Consider the following 18,351-nt stretch of genomic DNA (forward strand, 5'->3'; position numbering starts at 1 on the left):
ACCCGTGCCGTATCCATTCCCACGGCTCGCTCAGATCAGGAGTCGGTCCCCGCGCGGCAGGTCGGGCTCATCCACATGATCGCGTTCACCGCCACCGCCGCCCGAGCATTGCGGGCACCACGGCTGCAGCCTGCGGTGGGTGGTGTGAGCCATGATCAGGTAGATCATCGTGGCCTGGACCAGCGCCCACCCGATCCGCCCGGCGGCCCCGGTCAAGAAGTTCGACCCCACCAGGACGATCAGGTAGGGAACCATCACCCACGGGTTGCCGCCGGCGTGCGCCAAGCGGAAGCGGCGGCCGAACCGGGCGGCGATCTCGGCGGCATTGAGCGGCATCGAGGCCGCGCAGCGCTCGCACAGTCGCCGGTCGTGCTGCCGCATGAACAGCCAGGTGATGACCACGAAGGCAAGCAGCGCCAGCGAGGTGAGCATCGTCAGCGGCGTCGGCGTGATCGGCTGCACCCCCAGCGCGATGGCGCCCATGATGGCGACGCTGAGCAGTTGAGGCGCTCGATGTCCCCAACCGCGGGCCAGGCCGCCCGAATAGGACAGGCCGATGCTGTGGGTCAAGTGCGTGTCCGTTCCCCCGTGGCGGCCGACTTCAGCCACCCATTCCGAAAGGCAAACCGCCTTTCTTTACATGGGGATCATCCGCTATCCGGCAACTTGGGGCAACAGCCAACTGTCAGTGCACGACCAGTCGCTCACCGCGCACACTCACCACGTCGCCGGGAATCAATTGCCGGCCTCGCCGGGTCTCGACTTCGCCGTTGACCTCGACGCTGCCCGCACCGAGCAGCAGCTTGACGTCCGAGCCCAGCTCGACCGCGTCGGCCAACTTCAGAAACTGCCCCAGCCGGATCGGTTCGCCGGAGCCTTTGGATGTGTGCACCTCGCGCATGAGGCCATCCTCCTCCTATTCCAGCTCCGCCCGCTCCAGCCTGGCAGGATCTTCTAGCTATGACTGGCAGGATCTTCTAGCTATGAGCGGTGGGACACCGGCGACCGTCGCGCTGGACCGAGCCCGGGTCGACTACACCCTGCACTCCTACGCCCATGACAGCCGGGCCGGCTCCTACGGCGAGGAGGCGGCGGCCCAACTCGGCGTCGACCCGCGGCGGATGTTCAAGACCCTGGTCGCGGCAGTCGACAGCCGGCTGGTGTGCGCTCTCGTCCCGGTGGCCAGCCGGCTCGACCTCAAGGCGCTGGCCGGCGCCGCCGGCGGCCGACGGGCCGAGCTGGCCGATCCGGCCAAGGCCCAGCGAGCCACCGGCTACGTCCTCGGCGGGATCAGCCCGCTGGGGCACAGGAGCCCGATGCCGGTGCTGGTGGACTCCTCGGTCACCGGCTTCGACACCGTCTTCGTCTCGGCCGGCAAGCGCGGGCTGCAGGTGGAGCTGGCCCCGGCCGACCTGCTCCGGCTCAGCGGCGCGAGCACCACGCCGATCGCTACGGCCTGAAGTCCTCCTCGCGGTGCTCCCCGGCCGTTCGCCGCTCGCCGCGTCCGGTTTCGGCCTCGCGCAGGTCTACCCGGCGGATCTTGCCGCTGATCGTCTTGGGCAGCTCGGCGAACTCCAACCGGCGGATCCGCTTGTACGGCGCCAGCTCCTGCCGGCAGAACGCCAGGATCTGCCCGGCCAGCTCGGCCGAGGGCGAGTGGCCCGGAGCCAGTGTGACGAAGGCCTTGGGCACCGACAGCCGGATCGGGTCAGGGGCGCCCACCACGGCGGCCTCGGCCACCGCCGGGTGGGTCACCAGCACGCTCTCCAACTCGAACGGGCTGATCCGGTAGTCACTGGACTTGAACACGTCATCGGTCCGGCCGACGTAGGTGATGTAGCCGTCCTCGTCCATCGTCGCGACGTCACCGGTGTGGTAGAGCCCGTGCGCCATCGCGGCGTCGTTGCGCTCGGCGTTGCCGCGGTAGCCCACCATCAAGCCCACCGGGCGCTCGGACAGCTCCAGGCAGATCTCGCCCTCGGCGCCGGCTGGAGCTGCCACTTCAGTCCGCTCCTCGCTCGTTCCTCGCTGCGATGCTCCCTCAGCTGGAGCTGCCAGCCGCTGGCCGGTGACCGGATCGGCCAGCACCACCCGGTAGCCAGGCAGCGGCCGGCCCATCGACCCGGGCTTGACCGGCTCGCCGGGCGGGTTGCCGATCTGAGCGGTGGTCTCGGTCTGGCCGAAGCCGTCCCTGATGGTCAGCGACCAGGCTCGCTGAACCCGTTCGATCACCTCGGGGTTCAAGGGCTCACCGGCGCTGACCGCCTCGCGCAGCGACAGCTGCCACCTGCCCAGGTCCTGCTGCACCAGCATCCGCCAGACCGTCGGCGGCGCGCAGAAGGTGCTGACGCCGGCCTCGCCCAGCACATCGAGCATCCGGGCGGCGTCGAAGCGGGCGTAGTTGAACAGCGCCACCGTGGCCCCGGCGTTCCAGGGCGCGAAGAAGCACGACCAGGCGTGTTTGGCCCACCCGGGCGAGGAGACGTTGAGGTGCACGTCGCCGGGCCGCAGCCCGATCCAGTACATCGTCGACAGGTGCCCGACCGGATAGCTGAGATGGGTGTGCTCCACCAGCTTGGGCTGGGCGGTGGTGCCCGAGGTGAAGTAGAGCAGCAGCGGGTCCGTCCCGGCGGTCGGCGCGTCGGGCAGGTAGGGCCGGTCGAAGCCGGCGGCCTCGGCGTAGTCCAGCCATCCGGGCACCGGCTCGCCCACCGCCACCGCGACGCGGCCGCCGGGCGCCGAGCCGAAGCCGGCCGTCAGGTCCGAGCGGCTGATGACCGCTCCGACAGCGCCGCGCTCCAACCGGTCGGCCAGGTCGGCCGGTGAGAGCAGCGTGGTGGCCGGGATGATCACCGCCCCCAGCTTCATGCAGGCCAGCATCGACTCCCACAGCTCGACCTGGTTGCCCAGCACCAGCAGCACCCGCATGCCGCGGCCGATCCCGTGCGCGGCCAGCCAGCCGGCCAGCCGGGATGAGCTGTCGGACAGCTGCGCGAAGGTGTAGCGGCCCTGGCTGCCGTCGTCCTCGATCAGCCGCAGCGCGTCCTGGCCTGGCTGTTGCCGGGCCAGCACCCCGTCGAAGTAGTCCAAGGCCCAGTTGAACCACTCCGGCCGCGGCCAGCTGAACTGCCGGTAGGCGGTGGCGTAGTCCCCGCGAGCGTTCAGCAGCAGGTCACGGGCGGCTAGGAACTCATCGACGCCGGTGGTGTCGCTCATGCTCTCTCCGGTCTCCGAGTACGAGCTTCAGGCTCGACCGACTCTGGCACGGCGTGGGGTCGTTGTCATCTCAGCGTCTGGACCCAGTCTGCGACCAGCTGGCCGATCCGCGCGGTGTCACGCTTGAGCCCGTGATCTCCGGGCATCTGCTCGACCCTGCGCCCCGGCGCCGGCTCGGGCATTCCGTAGGGGTCGTTGCCGCCCTGCACGACCAGCACCGGAACCGCCGGCGCCGCCAGCTCCGGCAGCCGGGACTTGTCCGGACGTCCCGGCGGGTGCAGCGGGAACGCCAGTGTCACGACGCCGATCGGCCGCGGCCTGGTCAGTTCGTCGGCGGCGCACCGGCAGGCGACCCGGGCGCCGGACGAGCGGCCGGCGTAGACGAAGTCCAGGCCGGCCAGCGCCTTGCGCCGGCCGAGCGAGGCGATCACCGCCCGCCAGGCCTGATCCAGCGTGCCGATCGGCGGCACCCCTTTCTTGCCCGCCACCCGATACGGCTGGGTGACCCGGGCGACGCTGATCCCGGCGGCCAGGCAGGCCTTGCGAACGGCCAGGATGTCGGGCGCCTCCACCGAGCCGCCGGCGCCGTGGCCGATCACCAGCACCGTCCTGGCGCCAGCGGCGGGATCGAGGTCGACCACCGCCTCCCCGACCGGGGTCGCGATCTTCAGACGGGGCATTTCTCACCGCGAGGCGTCTGGGCGGTGCGGCTCATGGGTGCAGCTTAGAACCGTGGCCGGGTGCGGCCGGCGGCTGCGGCCGGCGGCGCACGTAGCTGCGGCCGGCGGCGCACGCGGCTGCGGCCGGCGGCGCACGTAGCTGCGGCCTGCGGCGCACGCGGCTGCGGCCGGCGGCGCACGTAGCTGCGGCCCGCGGCGCACGCAGCGGCTGCGGCCAGCGGTTGTGAGGCACAATCGGTGCATGTGCGGTCGCTACGTCAGCTCGGCCTCGACGGCCGATCTTCTCGCGGAGTTCGACGTCGAGGAGGTGGTCGGCGCCGAGCTGCGGCCCTCGTGGAATGTCGCGCCCACCGATCCGGTGCGGGCGGTCCTGCAGCGGCCCCCCAAGGAGCCCGCCGAGCAGGCGGCGCCGTCCAAGCCGGTTCGCCAACTCCGGACGCTGCGCTGGGGCCTGGTGCCCAGCTGGTCCCCCGACCCCAAGGGCGGCGCCAGGATGATCAACGCCCGGATCGAGACGGTGACCGAGAAGCCGGCTTTCAAGAAGGCCGCGGCCCGCCGTCGGTGCCTGCTGCCGGCCGCGGGCTACTACGAGTGGCAGAAGACCGACCACGGCAAGGTCCCGTACTTCCTGCATGATCCCGACGGCCGGCTGCTCGCGATGGCCGGGCTCTACGAGCTGTGGTGCGACCCGACGCTGGCAGAGGACGACCCGAACCGCTGGCTGTGGTCCTGCACGATCATCACTCAGCAGGCCACCGACCTGCTCGGTGAGATCCACGATCGCAACCCCGTGCTGGTGCCGCCGGAGCTGCAGGCGGCCTGGCTCGACTGCTCCAGCGATGACCCGGCGACGGCGCGCCGGATCCTGGATCAGATCCCGGAGGCCCGACTGGAGCCCTACGTGGTGTCACCGGCGGTGGGCAATGTCCGCAACGACGGACCTGAGCTCATCCAGCCCGTCGAGCTGCCCGAGCAGGAGCGTCTGCAGCTGTGACACCGGGACGCGCGCCTGCGGCTGTGACCGCGACGCGCCTGCGGCTGTGACCGCGACGCGCCCGCGACTGGGCCCGCAGGCATAATCTGCAGCGGAGTACTGGCGCCGGGCAGTCGGCTGCCAGATCGCACCTGAGGCCAAAGGAGCTTTGATGTCAGCGCACCCGCACGGTATCGAGCCGGCAGCGCTCGCCGACGATGATCTTCGCCGCGAGCTCAAGCATCTGCACGACACCCGGCACGACACCTTGCTGGGCGGCAGCGAGGACGCGTTGGAGCACCACACCAGGCGGATGCTCGAGCTGGAGGGTGAGTTCCTGACCCGCTTTCCGCAGGAGAGCGCCCCGGACCCGCGCCGGACCCGAGCGGGCAGCCGCCGAGAGGCCGGGCAGGACTGATCACCGCCGTGCGGCGGTGTCACCGGCCGTGCCGGACCGCATGAGCTCTCCCACCGAAGGCGCGGCCGGCCCGCCCGGCGACCCCTGGATCGCTCCGACCGCCCGTGAGCCGGTGGCGGCTGTCATCGAGCTGCCCGGCTCGAAGTCGCTGACCAACCGGGCCCTGGTGCTGGCCGCGCTGTCGGCCACCCCGACCCGGATCACCGCCCCGCTGCGGGCCCGCGACACGGTGCTCATGGCGACAGCGCTGCGCAGCCTGGGAGTCGGGGTTGACGACGACGGCGCGGACTGGCTGATCGTGCCCGGCACGCTGCGCGGCGGCCCGGTGGACTGCGGGCTGGCCGGCACCGTGATGCGGTTCGTCCCGCCGCTGGCCGCGCTGGCGGCCGGCGACAGCCACTTCGACGGTGACCCGGCTGCCCGGGTCCGGCCGATGGGCGCCCTGATCGAGGGGTTGCGCCAGGCCGGCGCGGTGATCAGCGACGGCGCCCGCGCGGCGCTGCCGTTCACGGTGCGCGGCGCGGGGTCGCTGCCCGGCGGCCGGGTGCGAATCGACGCCGCCGCGTCCTCGCAGTTCGTCTCGGCGCTGCTGCTGGCCGGCGCCCGGTTCGACAAGGGCCTGGAGCTGGTGCACGTCGGGTCCGGCCTGCCCTCGCTGCCGCACATCGAGATGACCGTGACGGCGCTGCGCGGCGCCGGCGCGAGCATCGACACCGACGTCGCGAACCGCTGGCTGGTGGCGCCCGGCACGCTGGACCTGGCCGACCAGGTCATCGAGCCGGACCTGTCCAACGCCGCGCCGTTCCTGGCGGCGGCGCTGGTGGCCGGCGGCTCGGTGACGGTGCCGCGGTGGCCGGCCAGCACCAGCCAGCCGGGGGTCCTGCTGGCCGACCTGCTCGGCTCGATGGGCGCCACGGTGACGCTCGGCGAGGCCGGCCTGACGGTGACCGGCGACGGCAGGATCGGGCCGCTGGTGGCCGACCTGCACGAGGCCAGCGAGCTGACACCGGTGCTGGCGGCGCTGTGCGCGCTGGCCGACGGCGAGTCGGTGATCAGCGGAGTGGCCCACATCCGCGGCCATGAGACCGACCGGTTGGCGGCGCTGGCGACCGAGCTGAACCGGCTGGGCGGAGACGTCACCGAGACCGAGGACGGCTTGAGGCTGCGCCCGGCGAGGCTGCACGGCGGGCTGTGGCGCAGCTACGCCGACCACCGGATGGCACAGGCCGGCGCGGTGCTCGGACTGGTGGTTCCCGGCGTCGAGGTGCAGGACATCGGCTGCACCAGCAAGACGCTGGCAGACTTTCCGGGCATGTGGCAGCGCTTGCTCTCCCCCGGTTCGCCGGCCCGAGCCGCGGGCTAGCGCGAGACGATGGCGCAGCGCGACACCAGGCGGCTGGATGAGGACGACGTCCGCAACCGGCCGACCCGGCACGGCAGCCGGGCCCGCACCAAGCAGCGGCCGGCGCACGAGAACGCCTCGACCGGGATGGTGGTCACCGTCGACCGCGGCCGGTTCACCGTGCTGCTCGACGGCGGCCCCGACGGCGCTAACGTGCTGCTGACCGCGATGCGGGCCCGCGAGTTGGGCCGCACCGCGATCGTCGTCGGGGACCGGGTGGCGGTGGTCGGCGACCTGACCGGAGCGCCGGACACGCTGTCCAGGATCGTCCGGGTAGAACCGCGCCAGACCGTGCTGCGGCGCACCGCCGATGACAACGACCCGTACGAGCGGGTGATCGTGGCCAACGCCGACCAACTGTTGATCGTGACGGCGCTGGCCGACCCGCCGCCGGTCTACGGCCTGATCGACCGGTGCGTGGTCGCCGCCCTGACCGCCGGCCTGGAGCCGATCCTGCTGCTGACCAAAGCGGATCTGGCCTCGCCGGAGCAGGTGCTGGACAACTACGCCGAGCTCGACATCCCCGCCATCGTGACCTCTCGCGGGGCTGACCTGGCGCCGATCCGGGCGGTCCTGGACTCCCACGTCACGGTCTTCGTCGGGCATTCCGGGGTCGGCAAGTCGACGTTGGTGAACGCCCTGGTGCCGGGCGCTGCCCGCAGCACCGGCGTGGTCAGCGAGGCGGGCAAGGGTCGGCACACCTCTACCTCGGTGTTCGCACTGGCACTGCCCGAGCCGGCCCACGGCTGGGTCATCGACACTCCCGGGGTGCGCTCGTTCGGGCTGGCGCACGTCAGCGCCGACGACGTCCTGTGGGCCTTTCCCGACCTGGAGGACGGCGCGGCGCAGTGCCCGGGAAGCTGCGAGCACCTGACGGCTGCCGACGGCTGCAGGCTCGACGCCTGGGTGGCGGCCGGGCATTCCACTCCGGCGAGGCTGGAGGCCTACCGGCGGCTGCTGGTCAGCCGCAAGGACCTCGGCGGCGCGATCCCGCTGCCCTGAATACCGCCGAGTTCTGTCCACTCGCCGCTGGCAAGCAGCTGAATGCGTTGTAAGGCATCAACGTCAATTCGCCTGGAAAGCCGAAGCGTACCTGGCGTAAAAACGGAACGTTGGCACTCCCTGCCACTACATGACTACGGTACGTAAAAGGAACGCCGCTCCAATACAAAACTAAGAGCGACGACCCTTTACTTAAACATGCTAACGTGACATCCCGCCAAAGGAGGAACGTTGAGCGCACTACTAGCAGGTCTTCTAGGCGCTTGCCTTGCCACAATCTCCGGTATTGCCCTGGCATGGTATAGCAGACTAAGTGAGTACCAAAAATGGCTCCGAGGTGAAAAATTACAGCTGTTCTCGGCGTACCTGAGTGAAGTTGAAGCTCTGTACCAAGTACTCGACGCAGGCGATTCTACTAATGACGCAACAATGAAGTCTAGCCTCAAGAAAGTTTCAGACTTGCAGGATCGGGTGTTCCTCCTATGCGCTAAGGAAACTGAGCTGGTGAATCTTTCCTTTCACGTCCTCGCTTACCTTGGCGACTGCGTACGGCAAGCAAAGAAGCCAGATTGGAATACGCATAACGTCACAAATAACCGCATGGCCGCAGCGTTCGGGTACTCTCTGCACGGGGTTAAGTTTAACAAGAGAATGTCGGCGAGAGCTTATGACCTTCGCATACCCTCTACACTGCAAAACTCGAAATTAGATGCGGCTTCCTAAGCGCGCGATACGGTTGCATCGAGCCGACGACCACCGTAACCGTCGTCCATCTGCATGTTACGCCATTTGTGTCACAGCATCATGACACTAGTCCGCCGAATACGACACTTGTTCATCAGCGACGAAGATGGTGGCGCGCGAGTTGGAATTTTGATCGCCATTCATCAAGCTCCCGCTTGCGGTCACAGGTCTGCTTACTTTAAGTTGTTGCTCCGCTTCCTGGCTGGACTATCAGTCAGCCGCCGGCCTGCAGGTACTTGCCCAGCACCGTGACGGCCTGCTCGATCTCGACGAGGTCGCCGGCGAAGGACAGCCGGGCGAACCGGCGGCCCTCGACCGCGTCGAAGTCCAACCCCGGGGCCAGCGCCACCCCGGTCTCGGCCAGCACGTGGCGCACCCAGACCAGCGAGTTGTCGGTGTAGTCGGAGACGTCGGCGTAGACGTAGAACGCCCCGTCGGCCGGCGCCAGCCGGTCCAGGCCGATCGCCGGCAGCGCCTGCAGCAGCAACGCCCGGTTCTCGGCGTAGCGGGCCACGTTGGCTTCCAGCTCGGCGTGCGCGTCGAAGGCCGCCAGCGCCGCGAGCTGCGACAGCGTCGGCGGGCAGATGGTGAAGTTGGCGACCAGCCGGTCCACCGCGTCCAGCAGCTCGTCCGGCGCCAGCAGCCAGCCCACCCGCCAGCCGGTCATCGAGAAGTACTTGGAGAACGAGTTCACCACGATCGAGGACCGGTCGAACTGCCAGGCGTTGGCGCCCGGGCCGGCGTAGCTGATGCCGTGGTAGATCTCATCGGAGACCAGCCGGACGCCCGAGGCCCGGCACCAGGCCGCGATCTCGGCGATCCGGTCCGGCGCCACCATCGCGCCGGTCGGATTGGCCGGCGAGCCCAGGATCAGCCCTGCTGGCGTCGGGTCCAGCGCCTGCAGCATCGCCAGCGTCGGCGTGTAGCCCTGGTCGGGGCCGCACTCGAACTCCTGGACCACGCATCCCAGGCTGGCCAGGATGTTGCGGTAGGCGGGATATCCGGGCCGGGGCATCGCGACCACGTCACCGGCGTTGAAGGCAGCCAGGAACGCCGCCAGGAAGCCGCCGGAGGAGCCGGTGGTGACCACCACGTTGGCCGGCGGCACGTCGACGCCGTACCAGGCCCGGGTGTGCTCGGCGATAGCCTCGCGCAGCTGCGGCAGCCCGAGCGCGCCGGTGTAACCGAGCCGGTGCTCTGACAGCGCCTGCCGGGCCGCCTCGCGCACCACCGCCGGGGCCGGGGTGCCCGGCTGGCCGATCGCCAGGTTGTACACCGGCAGCCCCAGCGCCCGCCGGGACTCCGCTTCCTGGAAGAGCTGCATCACGTAGAACGGCGCCACCGCCGAACGCGCTGAGGGACCCGTCAGACCGCTCACACCCACCCCCCGCATCGCCAGTACACGCTGTCCTGCCGGGCCAGCAGCCCCTCGTCCACAAGGTAACGGCGCAGCGCGGCCACGTCCGGGTTCCAGGTCCCCACGATCGAGTTGACCTCCGACTCCGGATAGCGCACGCCGGGCTCGAAGGCCGTCGCCAGGTAGGCCAGCAGCAGGCTGCGCTTGGCGCCGCCCCGCGGCACCACCGGCAACCGCCCGCGCACCAGGTAGGCACGCAACACCCGGCGAAGGCCGGGGTCGGCGATCTCGTCGAAAGACGCCGGATCGGCCAGCGCCCGTGCCCGGTCCACGCCGGCTTGGCCCTGTGTCACCCGGCGACGATAGCTGCTGGCCGTGAGCTGATGGGCCTAGCAAGCCGGACCTAGGCGCAGGGGGGCAGATCCCCGGACAAGCGGGTGGCGACGACGGCGAACGATTACCGAACCCCTAGAAGGGTTTCGAAGTCATTCGGGGGTCTTGTACCGCGTTGTACAGTAACCGGATAGTTGCCCCTCACTCCCCGTGACACCATTTCCTGCCGGAGGTCATGACAGTGCCGCAGGTTATGACAGCGCCGCAGGTCAGGAGGGCGCCGGCCGTTGCCGAGCAGGCGTCTCCAGTCGGCAGCCCCATGGGTGGGCTGGGCCGATGACGGAGCTTCGCGACCCGATCCACAGCAGCCCGGAGGACGTGCGCGTCACTGACGACGAGCACACCTCCAGCAGCCAAGCGCGCCTGGTGCGCGCCGGGCTGCGCAGCCTGTGGCGCGAGGACGCCGCGCTCGCAGCCATGCTCGACGACGACGTGGACTACCAACGCGACACTCTTGCCCTGATCGCCTCCGCCAGCGTCGCACACCCCTCGGTCCTGGCCGCCGGCGCCGCCGCGCTCGCCAACGTCACGGCCGAGGGCTACCCGGGCGCTCGCTACCACTCCGGAACGCAGCAATTCGACGCCGTCGAGACCCTCGCGGTGGCGCGTGCCAAGCTGCTGTTCGGGTCGCAGTACGCCAATGTGCAACCGCACTCCTGCTCGTCAGCGAACCTCGCGGTGCTCGCCGCCCTCGTGCCCTCGCAGGGCACGCTGCTCGGGCTCGACCTCGACTCCGGCGGTCACCTGACCCACGGCTCCTCGGCTTCGGTCACCGGAGAGCACTACCGCGCCGTCCACTACGGACTCGATCGCGCCGGGCGCATCGACTTCGGGCAGGTGGCCGAACTGGCGCAGGCTCATCGCCCTCAGGTGCTGATCGCCGGCGGCAGCGCTTACCCGCGGACGCTGGATTTCGAGCGGTTTCGCGCCATCGCAGACTCGGTGGGCGCCTACCTGCTCGCCGACATCTCACACATCGCGGGCCTGGTGGTCGCCGGAGAGCACCCGAGCCCGATCGACCTGGCGCACGTCACCACCACCAGCACCTACAAGCAGCTCGGCGGCCCCCGAGGCGGGTTGATCCTCATCGGAAAAGAAGCGTCCGCACCTGGCCCGAGCGGTCGCGGGACGCTGGCCGGCGCGATGCAACGCGCGGTGTTTCCGCGCGTGCAGGGGACGCCGAATCCCTCCTCGATCGCGGCGAAGGCACGCGCGTTCGACCTGGCCGCCCAGCCCGACTTCGCGCGCACCGTCAAGCTCATCCGACAGGACGCCCACGCCCTGGCCACGGCACTGGCGCAGCTGGGGTACCCGCTGGTGACCGGAGGCACCGACACCCATATGGTCCTGATCGACCTGTCCGAGCATCAGCTGACCGGAGTGGCCGCAGAGCGCGCGCTGGAGAGCTGCGGAATCCTGGTGAATCGCAACCGCATCCCGGCAGACACCAAGCCGCCCCTGGTTACCAGCGGCTTGCGGCTCGGGACCAACATCGCAGCCCAGCGCGGGATGGGACCAGAGGCCATGGCCAAGTGCGCCCAACTCATCGACGCGGTCCTCAGCACCACGGTGGCAGATTCGGACAACGGCTATCTCGTGGACGCGAGGACGGCAAGCGCGGTGAGCACGGAAGTCAAGCACCTGTGCGCTCGGTACCCGTTGTACGAGGAGTCAGATCGGTGAGCGTGTCTACCGCAGCGGACGCCCAGCACGAGGAGTGGCCTCCCGTCCTGGTCCCCACCGACAGGCCGCGCTCGGCCGGTCACGTGCCGCGGTGCACGGCGGTGGCCCGCATGCCGCGGGACTCGGTCGTGGAAGTTCCGGACCAGTTCCTGCTCGACTGCTTCGCCGCCCTGCTGTTTCGCTACACCAGGCAGAGCAGGATCAGCCTCACCCACGGCGCGCAGATCACGCGGTACACGGTCACGGGCTCAGCGGTCGTGGCCGAGCTCCCGCGAGTCGAGGGGCCTCCCCCGGTCAGGGACGAGGGGTGCGAGCTGCTGCTGGACGTCGGTCAGCAGGCGGTCGAGCTGCACTACGACCCCGCGCTGTTCGACGCGGTGACAGCCGATCAGCTGCTGGCTCACCTACGCACGCTCACCGCCGACGCGGCCAGCGCGCCGCGGCGGCCGATCGAGCTGCTGAGGCTCATGTCCGACGCCGAGCTCCACACCATGCTGAGGCAGTGGAATGACACCGAGCGCCCACGCGAGGACGACGCCTGCCTGCACACGGCGTTCGTGGCGGCTGCGGGGCGCCAACCGGCGGCCATCGCCGTGGTTCATCAAGGCCGGCGGTGGACCTACGCCGAGGTCAACAGCGCCGCCAACCGCCTGGCGCACTACCTTCGCACGCGCGGGGTCGGGCCAGACGTCCGCGTCGGCATCTACCTGGGGCGCTCACCGGGCCTTCTCATCGGCATGCTGGCAGTGCTCAAGGCTGGGGGCGCGTTCGTCCCGATCGACCCGCATCACCCGCAGGCGCGCGTAGCCACCATGGTCTCCGGCTCCAGTTGCGCGCTCATCATCACCGACAGTCGGTTGGCAGGCGACCTCGACGCCCAGACGACGCCACAGCTGTTGCTCGATCGCGACGCCGAGCTGCTGGCCGCCCAGCCGCCGACGGACCCAGAGCCCGTCGCTGGGCCCGAGAACCTGTGCTACATCATCCACACCTCCGGATCGACCGGGGCCCCCAAGGCGATCGCGCTGCGGCACCGGGGGGTGACCAATAACCTCGAGGACCTCATCACGCGCTACGGCATCGGAGCGGCAGACTCGGTGCTCGCGCTGTCCTCACCCAGCTTCGACATGTCGATCTTCGAGTTCCTCGGGTTGACCGCCGCCGGCGGGACCGTCGTGATCCCGGACCCGGATCGGACCCGGGATCCGGCGCACTGGGCGCAGCTCATCGCTGACGAGCGGGTCACGATATGGAATTCCGCCCCGGCGCTGCTGGGCCTGCTGACCGATCACGCCGAACAGGTGAGCTCTCCGGCCTCGTTGCCGTCGCTGCGGCTGGCCCTGCTCGGCGGTGACTGGGTGCCGCTCACGCTTCCCGACCGGGCCCGCCACGCCAGCCCGGGCATGAGAGTCACCGTGATGGGGGGTGCGACAGAGGCGTCGATCCACTCCACCATCTTCGAGGTCGAGGACATCGACCCCGCCTGGACATCCATCCCCTACGGCCGCCCGATGGCCAATCAGCGCACCTACATCCTCGACGAGGCCGCCCAGCCCGTGCCGCCAGGTGTGGCCGGAGAGCTCTACCTTGCCGGGACGGGGCTGGCCCGGGGCTACCTCGATCAACCAGAGCTCACCGCGGAGCGATTCCTCGACTGGTCATTCGGCGAGATTCGCGGCGAGCGGCTCTACCGGACCGGGGACCTGGCTCGCTACGGCCGGGACGGGTTGATCGAGCTGCTCGGGCGTATCGACCTCCAGGTCAAGATCAACGGCCATCGGATCGAGCTGGGCGAGATCGAGTCGGTGCTCTCCAGCCACCCCGAGGTGCAGCAAGTCGCGCTGGCGACCAGGAACAACCAGCTGGTCGCGTACGTGGTCCTCTCCTGCGCGGTCGCGCCCGAGCAGTTGATCGACCTGGCCGCCGAACGCCTGCCGGGCTACATGGTCCCGGCGCACGTGGTCGTGATGGACCGCCTGCCGCTGAGCCCCAACGGCAAGGTGGACCGGGCCGCGCTGCCCGCTCCCGACCTCGACCGGTCGCCCTGGCAGGCCGCGCGCACCCCGGTCGAGCGGGTTTTGGCAGACATCGTGAGCGAGCTTCTGGACGGGCAGCCCATCGGCGTCGACGACGACTTCCTGTTCCTCGGCGGCGACAGCGTCCGAGCCATCCAGCTCGTCAGCCGGGCCAAGGCGCGCGGTGTCGTCATCACCGCCGCGCAGGTGCTCGAGCTGCGCACGGTCGCGGCCCTGGCGGCGGCAGCCGTGACCACGCAGCCCAGCCCATCGCCCGAGCGTGCGGCGGCCGTCTTCGACCAGGTGGAAGAAGCCGACCGCGACGAGCTGTCTGACCGCTATCCGGACCTGGTGGAGATCTGGCCGCTGACACCCCTGCAGACGGGCATCCTGTTCGAGTTGCTGCTTGAAGACGACGACAACGGTGGCTCCTACCGGCTGCAGACGAAGATCGAGCTGACCGGCGCGCCGGCTCCCGACCGGGTCCGCGACGCCTGCGCCCGGCTCGTCGCCAGACACGCCAGCCTGCGGACGGCCTTCGTCTCCGACGTGGCCGATGAACCGGCCCAGGTCGTGTTGAGCGCTCTTGAGCCGCCATGGCGGCATGTGGACCTCACGCACCTCGACGTCGCTGACCGCGACCGCGCGCTCGGCCAGCTGCTGGATGAGGAACGTGGCCTGCTGCCCGACCCGGATTCCCCGCCCCTGCTCCGCTTCGCGCTGATCTCGCTGGAGGCCGACCGAGCGCTGCTGGTGCTCACCGCGTACCACCTGCTCTACGACGGTTGGTCTGAGGGAGTGATGGCCAGGGAGCTGGCGGAGCTGTACGCCGGGGTCGAGCTCCCGCCGCCCGGCGACTTCCGCGACTACCTGCACTGGTTGGGACAACAGGATCCCACCGCGAGCATCCAGGCCTGGCAGGACCGGCTGAGCGGCCTTGACGGGCCGACGCTGCTCGCGCCCGGACTGGACCTGACCGAGCCGACAGACATGCGTGAGGAGATCATCGCGATCGGGCGCCACGAGCTGGTTCCCGATCACCGACTACTGGCCACGCGGAGCGCGATCGCTCAAGCCGCCTGGGCGATCGTGCTGGGCGAACTCACCGGCAGGGCCGACGTCGTCTTCGGGGTCACGGTCTCCGGACGCCCCGGCGAGCTGGCAGGGGTCGAGTCCATGGTGGGCATGCTCATCAACACGATTCCCATGCGGGTTCGCCTGAACCCCGAGCAGTCCATCGCCGACCTGTTCACGCAGCTGGCGAGCGCCCAGGTCAGCATGCTGGCGCACGAGCACCTGGGCCTGATCGACATTCACCAGGCCGTCGACGCCACTCGCCTGTTCGACACCCTGGTGGTGTGCCAGTCCTTCCCCGCGGCCGGCCCGGGCAACGACGCCCTCGGCCTCGGGAAGATCCACACGTCCGGGATAGGGAACTACCCGTTGACGCTGCTCGTCGAGATGGAACGGCTCATCGTCCAGTACGACGCGCGGTGCCATGACGCTGAGGGTGTGGTGGCCATCGCCGAGCGATTCCGGGAGGTGGCCGCCCAGTTGACTGCGGGCGCCTACCGAACCGATCTCGCGCTGCCGTTAGCGGCGCCCGCCGCGCGGCCAGGACACGCCTAGGCAGCTGGGAGGCGCCGGTCTGGCCCGGTGACGCCGGACGGCGATAACCTGCTGGCCGTGACCAGCACGCCGCGACACCCGCCCGCCGGCCAGGACGCCGAATGGGCAGCCGATCTCGAGCTGGCCTTGGGACTGGCCGAGCTGGCCGACACCGTCACCACCGCGCGCTTTCGCAGCGCCGACCTGCTGGTGCGCAGCAAGCCCGACCTGACACCGGTGAGCGACGCCGACCAGGCCGTCGAGCAGCTGATCCGGCAACGACTGTCCACCGACCGGCCGCACGACGCCTTCTGCGGCGAGGAGTCGGGAACGACCGGCAGCGGACCCCGCCGCTGGGTGCTCGACCCGATCGACGGCACCAAGAACTTCGTCCGCGGAGTGCCGGTCTGGGCAACGCTGATCGCCTTGCTGGCGCACGGTGAACCAGTGCTCGGCGTGGTCAGCGCCCCGGCGCTGGGACAGCGCTGGTGGGCCGCGCGCGGCCACGGCGCGTTCGGCAGCTCCTTCGGCCAGCCGCCTCGTCGGCTGCGGGTCTCCGACGTCAGCCGGCTCGCTGACGCCAGCCTGTCCTACGCCTCGCTGTCGGGATGGGCCGCGCTGGGCCGTCAGCAGGCCCTCGTGGAGCTGACCGATCAGGTCTGGCGCTCACGGGCCTATGGTGACTTCTGGTCCTACATGCTGGTGGCCGAGGGCGCGGTGGACCTGGCTGCCGAACCCGAGCTGTCGCTGTGGGACATGGCGGCCCTCGCGCCCATCGTCACCGAGGCCGGAGGCCGGTTCACCGGCCTGAACGGGGTCGACGGCGTGCAGCATGGCAACGCCGCCGCGTCCAACGGCCTGCTGCACGCCGCGCTGCTCAGCGCGCTGGGCGACCGGCGCTGACCTCAACGCTGCGACTGGCATCACACGCTGCGACTGGCATCACACGCTGCGACAGGCTGACCTCAACGCTGCGACAGCTCGGGCACCACCTCAGCGCCAGGCAGGACGCCCAGCAGGGCGCCGTCCAGCCGCAGCTTCGAACGCCGCAGTCCGCTGCCGATCACGACCGGCCCGGCCGCGGCCACCTCGGCCGCCACCAGCACCGGCCACCCGGCGGGCAGCCCGATCGGCGTGATGCCGCCGTACTCCATGCCGGTCAGCTCCACCGCCTCTGCCATCGGAGCGAACGAGGCCTTGCGCACGTCCAGCAACCGCCGCACGGCGCCGTTGACGTCGGCCCGGTCGGTCGCCAGCACCACGCAGGCCGCGAACTTCACTTCGCCAGCGCGCTTGCCGCTCACCACCACGCAGTTCGCCGATTCGGCCGGGCGAACCCCGTAGTGCTCACAGAAGGCGGCCGTGTCGGCCAGCTCAGGGTCGATCTCGGCGACCGACACCAGCCGGCTGCTGGGCCAGCCGGCCAGGAACGCGCTGACCGGCGGCGCGAGCAGCTGCCCGCCGTCAGCCGTGCTCAGCCAGTTCAGGCTGGAAGACGAGGCGTCCGGCTCGGCGTCAGTCACCATAACCCTCAGGCGGCGCCGCCAGCAGCCGGAAGCTGGCGCCCTGGTTGTCGGTCACGGTGGCCAGCCGGCCGTAGGGCGAGTCCGCGGGCGGGCGGAGCACGCCACCGCCGAGCTTGACGACCTGGTCGACAGCGGCGTCGGTGTCATCGACTGCGAGGTACACCCACCACTGGGCCGGCAACTCCAGATCCTCGGCGCCGTACTCGCCCACCGCGCCGATGTCGCGATCCTGGCTGACGAAGCTGGCGTACCGAAACCCCTCGGCTTCCATCTCGTGGAACTCCCAGCCGAACACCCCGCTGTAGAAGGCGAGGTCCGGCTCGAAGGTGCGGCTCATCTGCTCGGTCCAGATCACCGCGCCCGGCTCGTTCACGACACCCAGACCGGCATGGCTGCCCGCTTGCCACAGGCCGAACCTCGCGCCGCTGGGATCGGCGCAGATGGCCATCCGGCCCAGTTCCATCACATCCAACGGTCCCATCATCACCTGGCCGCCGTGCGCGCTGACCCGCTCGGCCGACGCCTCGACGTCGGAGGTGGCGAAGTGCGTCAGCCACCCGGCCGGCTCCTCCGGCATCATCTTCGGGCCGATGCCCGCAGTCAGGCGGCCGTTCTTCACGCAGTTGAGGTAGCCGCCGTACTCCGGCGGGCTGTCCTGGATGTCCCAGCCCAACAGGCTCTGGTAGAACAACCGGGCGGCGCCGATGTCCTCAACGGACAGGTCGACCCAGCAGGGCGTGCCATCGAGCCACGGACCATCATGGATTGGCATGGCGTGCCTTTCATGAGCAGTGCGAGTCGGACAACCTCACCCTGCCACCGAAACATTGTGGGAACCAGCGACCCGCCAGAAATCGACGCCGCGCTCGCGGCGGCGGCGCAGGTCGGCCGCGCTCGCGGCGGCGGTCGGCCGCGCTCGCTGCGGCGGCGCGGGTCGGCCGCGCTCGCGGCGGCGCAGGTCAGCCGGCGCGGACCTCGACCCCGCGCCAGAAGGCGACCCGGTCCCGGATCTCGGCCGCGGCCTCCTTGGGCTCGGCGTAGTACCAGGCAGCGTCCTGGTTCAGCTTTCCGTCGACTTCCAGGGAGTAGTAGGACGCGGTGCCCTTCCACGGGCAGACCGTCTCGTACTGCGAGGGGCGCAGCACGTCCTGCCGGACGGAGTCCAGCGGAAAGTAGTGATTGTTCTCCACGACGACGGTGTCATCGCTCTCGGCGATGACCTCGCCATTCCAGATCGCCTGCATGCTCATGCTGACACGATGCCACGAGATCGCGGTGATCGTCACCCTCCACCGGTCGCGAGACCGCTCGACCGGCATGGCCGGGCGGCAAGT

At 70.1% G+C, this 18,351-nt stretch carries 17 protein-coding genes; 8 read left to right on the forward strand and 9 right to left on the reverse strand.

Annotated features, from left to right (window positions below):
• Positions 1–30: 30 nt before the first annotated feature.
• Both VGB75_00430 and VGB75_00435 read right to left on the reverse strand, forming a co-directional pair.
• Positions 31–570, reverse strand: coding sequence for a hypothetical protein (locus VGB75_00430; GenBank protein ID HEY0165480.1), 540 nt, complete (start codon positions 568–570; stop codon positions 31–33).
• Positions 571–685: 115 nt separating this feature from the next.
• A complete protein-coding gene (locus VGB75_00435; GenBank protein ID HEY0165481.1) occupies positions 686–901 on the reverse strand; it encodes an RNA-binding S4 domain-containing protein in 216 nt (71 codons plus the stop codon).
• Positions 902–983: 82 nt separating this feature from the next.
• Here VGB75_00435 and ybaK point away from each other — a divergent pair, with 82 nt between their 5' ends.
• Positions 984–1,460 carry a Cys-tRNA(Pro) deacylase gene (gene ybaK / locus VGB75_00440; protein ID HEY0165482.1) on the forward strand — a complete coding sequence of 159 codons (477 nt, stop codon included), beginning with the start codon at positions 984–986 and terminating at the stop codon, positions 1,458–1,460.
• On the opposite strand, the gene VGB75_00445 is transcribed toward ybaK, so the two are convergent.
• On the reverse strand, positions 1,450–3,216 hold the full coding sequence (locus VGB75_00445; GenBank protein HEY0165483.1) for an AMP-binding protein: 1,767 nt from the start codon (positions 3,214–3,216) through the stop codon (positions 1,450–1,452). The genes ybaK and VGB75_00445 overlap by 11 nt on opposite strands.
• A gap of 65 nt (positions 3,217–3,281) precedes the next feature.
• Complete coding sequence (locus VGB75_00450) at positions 3,282–3,896, reverse strand: alpha/beta family hydrolase (GenBank protein HEY0165484.1); 615 nt, start codon at positions 3,894–3,896, stop codon at positions 3,282–3,284.
• A gap of 241 nt (positions 3,897–4,137) precedes the next feature.
• Here VGB75_00450 and VGB75_00455 point away from each other — a divergent pair, with 241 nt between their 5' ends.
• The 4 genes from VGB75_00455 to rsgA all read left to right on the forward strand — a co-directional run bounded on the left by VGB75_00455 (position 4,138) and on the right by rsgA (position 7,691).
• A complete protein-coding gene (locus tag VGB75_00455) occupies positions 4,138–4,890 on the forward strand; it encodes an SOS response-associated peptidase (GenBank protein HEY0165485.1) in 753 nt (250 codons plus the stop codon).
• 151 nt (positions 4,891–5,041) lie between these two features.
• Positions 5,042–5,287 (forward strand): DUF6158 family protein, encoded by a 246-nt coding sequence (locus VGB75_00460; protein ID HEY0165486.1) that lies wholly within the window; start codon positions 5,042–5,044, stop codon positions 5,285–5,287.
• 40 nt (positions 5,288–5,327) lie between these two features.
• A complete protein-coding gene (gene aroA, locus VGB75_00465; protein ID HEY0165487.1) occupies positions 5,328–6,650 on the forward strand; it encodes a 3-phosphoshikimate 1-carboxyvinyltransferase in 1,323 nt (440 codons plus the stop codon).
• Between the two features lie 9 nt (positions 6,651–6,659).
• A complete protein-coding gene (gene rsgA / locus VGB75_00470) occupies positions 6,660–7,691 on the forward strand; it encodes a ribosome small subunit-dependent GTPase A (GenBank protein ID HEY0165488.1) in 1,032 nt (343 codons plus the stop codon).
• 958 nt (positions 7,692–8,649) lie between these two features.
• Here rsgA and VGB75_00475 read toward each other — a convergent pair.
• Together VGB75_00475 and VGB75_00480 are read right to left on the reverse strand one after the other, a co-directional pair.
• Entirely contained in the window at positions 8,650–9,813 is a 1,164-nt protein-coding gene (locus tag VGB75_00475; GenBank protein HEY0165489.1) for an aminotransferase class I/II-fold pyridoxal phosphate-dependent enzyme, read from the reverse strand.
• On the reverse strand, positions 9,810–10,145 hold the full coding sequence (locus VGB75_00480) for a DUF2087 domain-containing protein (protein HEY0165490.1): 336 nt from the start codon (positions 10,143–10,145) through the stop codon (positions 9,810–9,812). Before VGB75_00480 ends, VGB75_00475 begins: the two co-directional genes overlap by 4 nt.
• 316 nt (positions 10,146–10,461) lie before the next feature.
• On the opposite strand from VGB75_00480, the gene VGB75_00485 reads away from it, so the two are divergent.
• The 3 genes from VGB75_00485 to hisN are packed head-to-tail and all read left to right on the forward strand — an operon-like array spanning position 10,462 to position 16,394.
• Positions 10,462–11,868 (forward strand): serine hydroxymethyltransferase, encoded by a 1,407-nt coding sequence (locus tag VGB75_00485; protein HEY0165491.1) that lies wholly within the window; start codon positions 10,462–10,464, stop codon positions 11,866–11,868.
• A complete protein-coding gene (locus VGB75_00490; GenBank protein HEY0165492.1) occupies positions 11,865–15,512 on the forward strand; it encodes an amino acid adenylation domain-containing protein in 3,648 nt (1,215 codons plus the stop codon). The genes VGB75_00485 and VGB75_00490 overlap by 4 nt, the downstream gene beginning before the upstream one ends.
• Before the next feature lie 57 nt (positions 15,513–15,569).
• Positions 15,570–16,394, forward strand: a complete 825-nt coding sequence (gene hisN, locus VGB75_00495; GenBank protein ID HEY0165493.1) for a histidinol-phosphatase — start codon at positions 15,570–15,572, stop codon at positions 16,392–16,394.
• A gap of 62 nt (positions 16,395–16,456) precedes the next feature.
• Here the strand turns inward: hisN and VGB75_00500 are convergent, their stop codons facing one another.
• The 3 genes from VGB75_00500 to VGB75_00510 form a co-directional block, all read right to left on the reverse strand.
• A complete protein-coding gene (locus VGB75_00500; GenBank protein ID HEY0165494.1) occupies positions 16,457–17,017 on the reverse strand; it encodes a YbaK/EbsC family protein in 561 nt (186 codons plus the stop codon).
• Positions 17,007–17,789, reverse strand: coding sequence for a VOC family protein (locus VGB75_00505; GenBank protein HEY0165495.1), 783 nt, complete (start codon positions 17,787–17,789; stop codon positions 17,007–17,009). The genes VGB75_00500 and VGB75_00505 overlap by 11 nt, the downstream gene beginning before the upstream one ends.
• Before the next feature lie 187 nt (positions 17,790–17,976).
• Positions 17,977–18,267, reverse strand: coding sequence for a DUF427 domain-containing protein (locus tag VGB75_00510; protein ID HEY0165496.1), 291 nt, complete (start codon positions 18,265–18,267; stop codon positions 17,977–17,979).
• Between the last annotated feature and the right edge of the window lie 84 nt (positions 18,268–18,351).

Source organism: Jatrophihabitans sp. (assembly GCA_036399055.1).
Lineage (GTDB): Bacteria > Actinomycetota > Actinomycetes > Mycobacteriales > Jatrophihabitantaceae > Jatrophihabitans_A.

What these genes read in the sequence shown, in the direction of transcription:
- VGB75_00510 (HEY0165496.1), bottom strand. Translation starts at nt 18,267, where the DNA reads ATGAGCATGCAGGCGATCTGGAATGGCGAGGTCATCGCCGAGAGCGAT.
- VGB75_00450 (HEY0165484.1), bottom strand. Translation starts at nt 3,896, where the DNA reads ATGCCCCGTCTGAAGATCGCGACCCCGGTCGGGGAGGCGGTGGTCGAC.
- VGB75_00455 (HEY0165485.1), top strand. Translation starts at nt 4,138, where the DNA reads ATGTGCGGTCGCTACGTCAGCTCGGCCTCGACGGCCGATCTTCTCGCG.
- VGB75_00460 (HEY0165486.1), top strand. Translation starts at nt 5,042, where the DNA reads ATGTCAGCGCACCCGCACGGTATCGAGCCGGCAGCGCTCGCCGACGAT.
- VGB75_00500 (HEY0165494.1), bottom strand. Translation starts at nt 17,017, where the DNA reads ATGGTGACTGACGCCGAGCCGGACGCCTCGTCTTCCAGCCTGAACTGG.
- rsgA (HEY0165488.1), top strand. Translation starts at nt 6,660, where the DNA reads ATGGCGCAGCGCGACACCAGGCGGCTGGATGAGGACGACGTCCGCAAC.
- VGB75_00505 (HEY0165495.1), bottom strand. Translation starts at nt 17,789, where the DNA reads ATGCCAATCCATGATGGTCCGTGGCTCGATGGCACGCCCTGCTGGGTC.
- ybaK (HEY0165482.1), top strand. Translation starts at nt 984, where the DNA reads ATGAGCGGTGGGACACCGGCGACCGTCGCGCTGGACCGAGCCCGGGTC.
- VGB75_00435 (HEY0165481.1), bottom strand. Translation starts at nt 901, where the DNA reads ATGCGCGAGGTGCACACATCCAAAGGCTCCGGCGAACCGATCCGGCTG.
- VGB75_00445 (HEY0165483.1), bottom strand. Translation starts at nt 3,216, where the DNA reads ATGAGCGACACCACCGGCGTCGATGAGTTCCTAGCCGCCCGTGACCTG.
- VGB75_00485 (HEY0165491.1), top strand. Translation starts at nt 10,462, where the DNA reads ATGACGGAGCTTCGCGACCCGATCCACAGCAGCCCGGAGGACGTGCGC.
- aroA (HEY0165487.1), top strand. Translation starts at nt 5,328, where the DNA reads ATGAGCTCTCCCACCGAAGGCGCGGCCGGCCCGCCCGGCGACCCCTGG.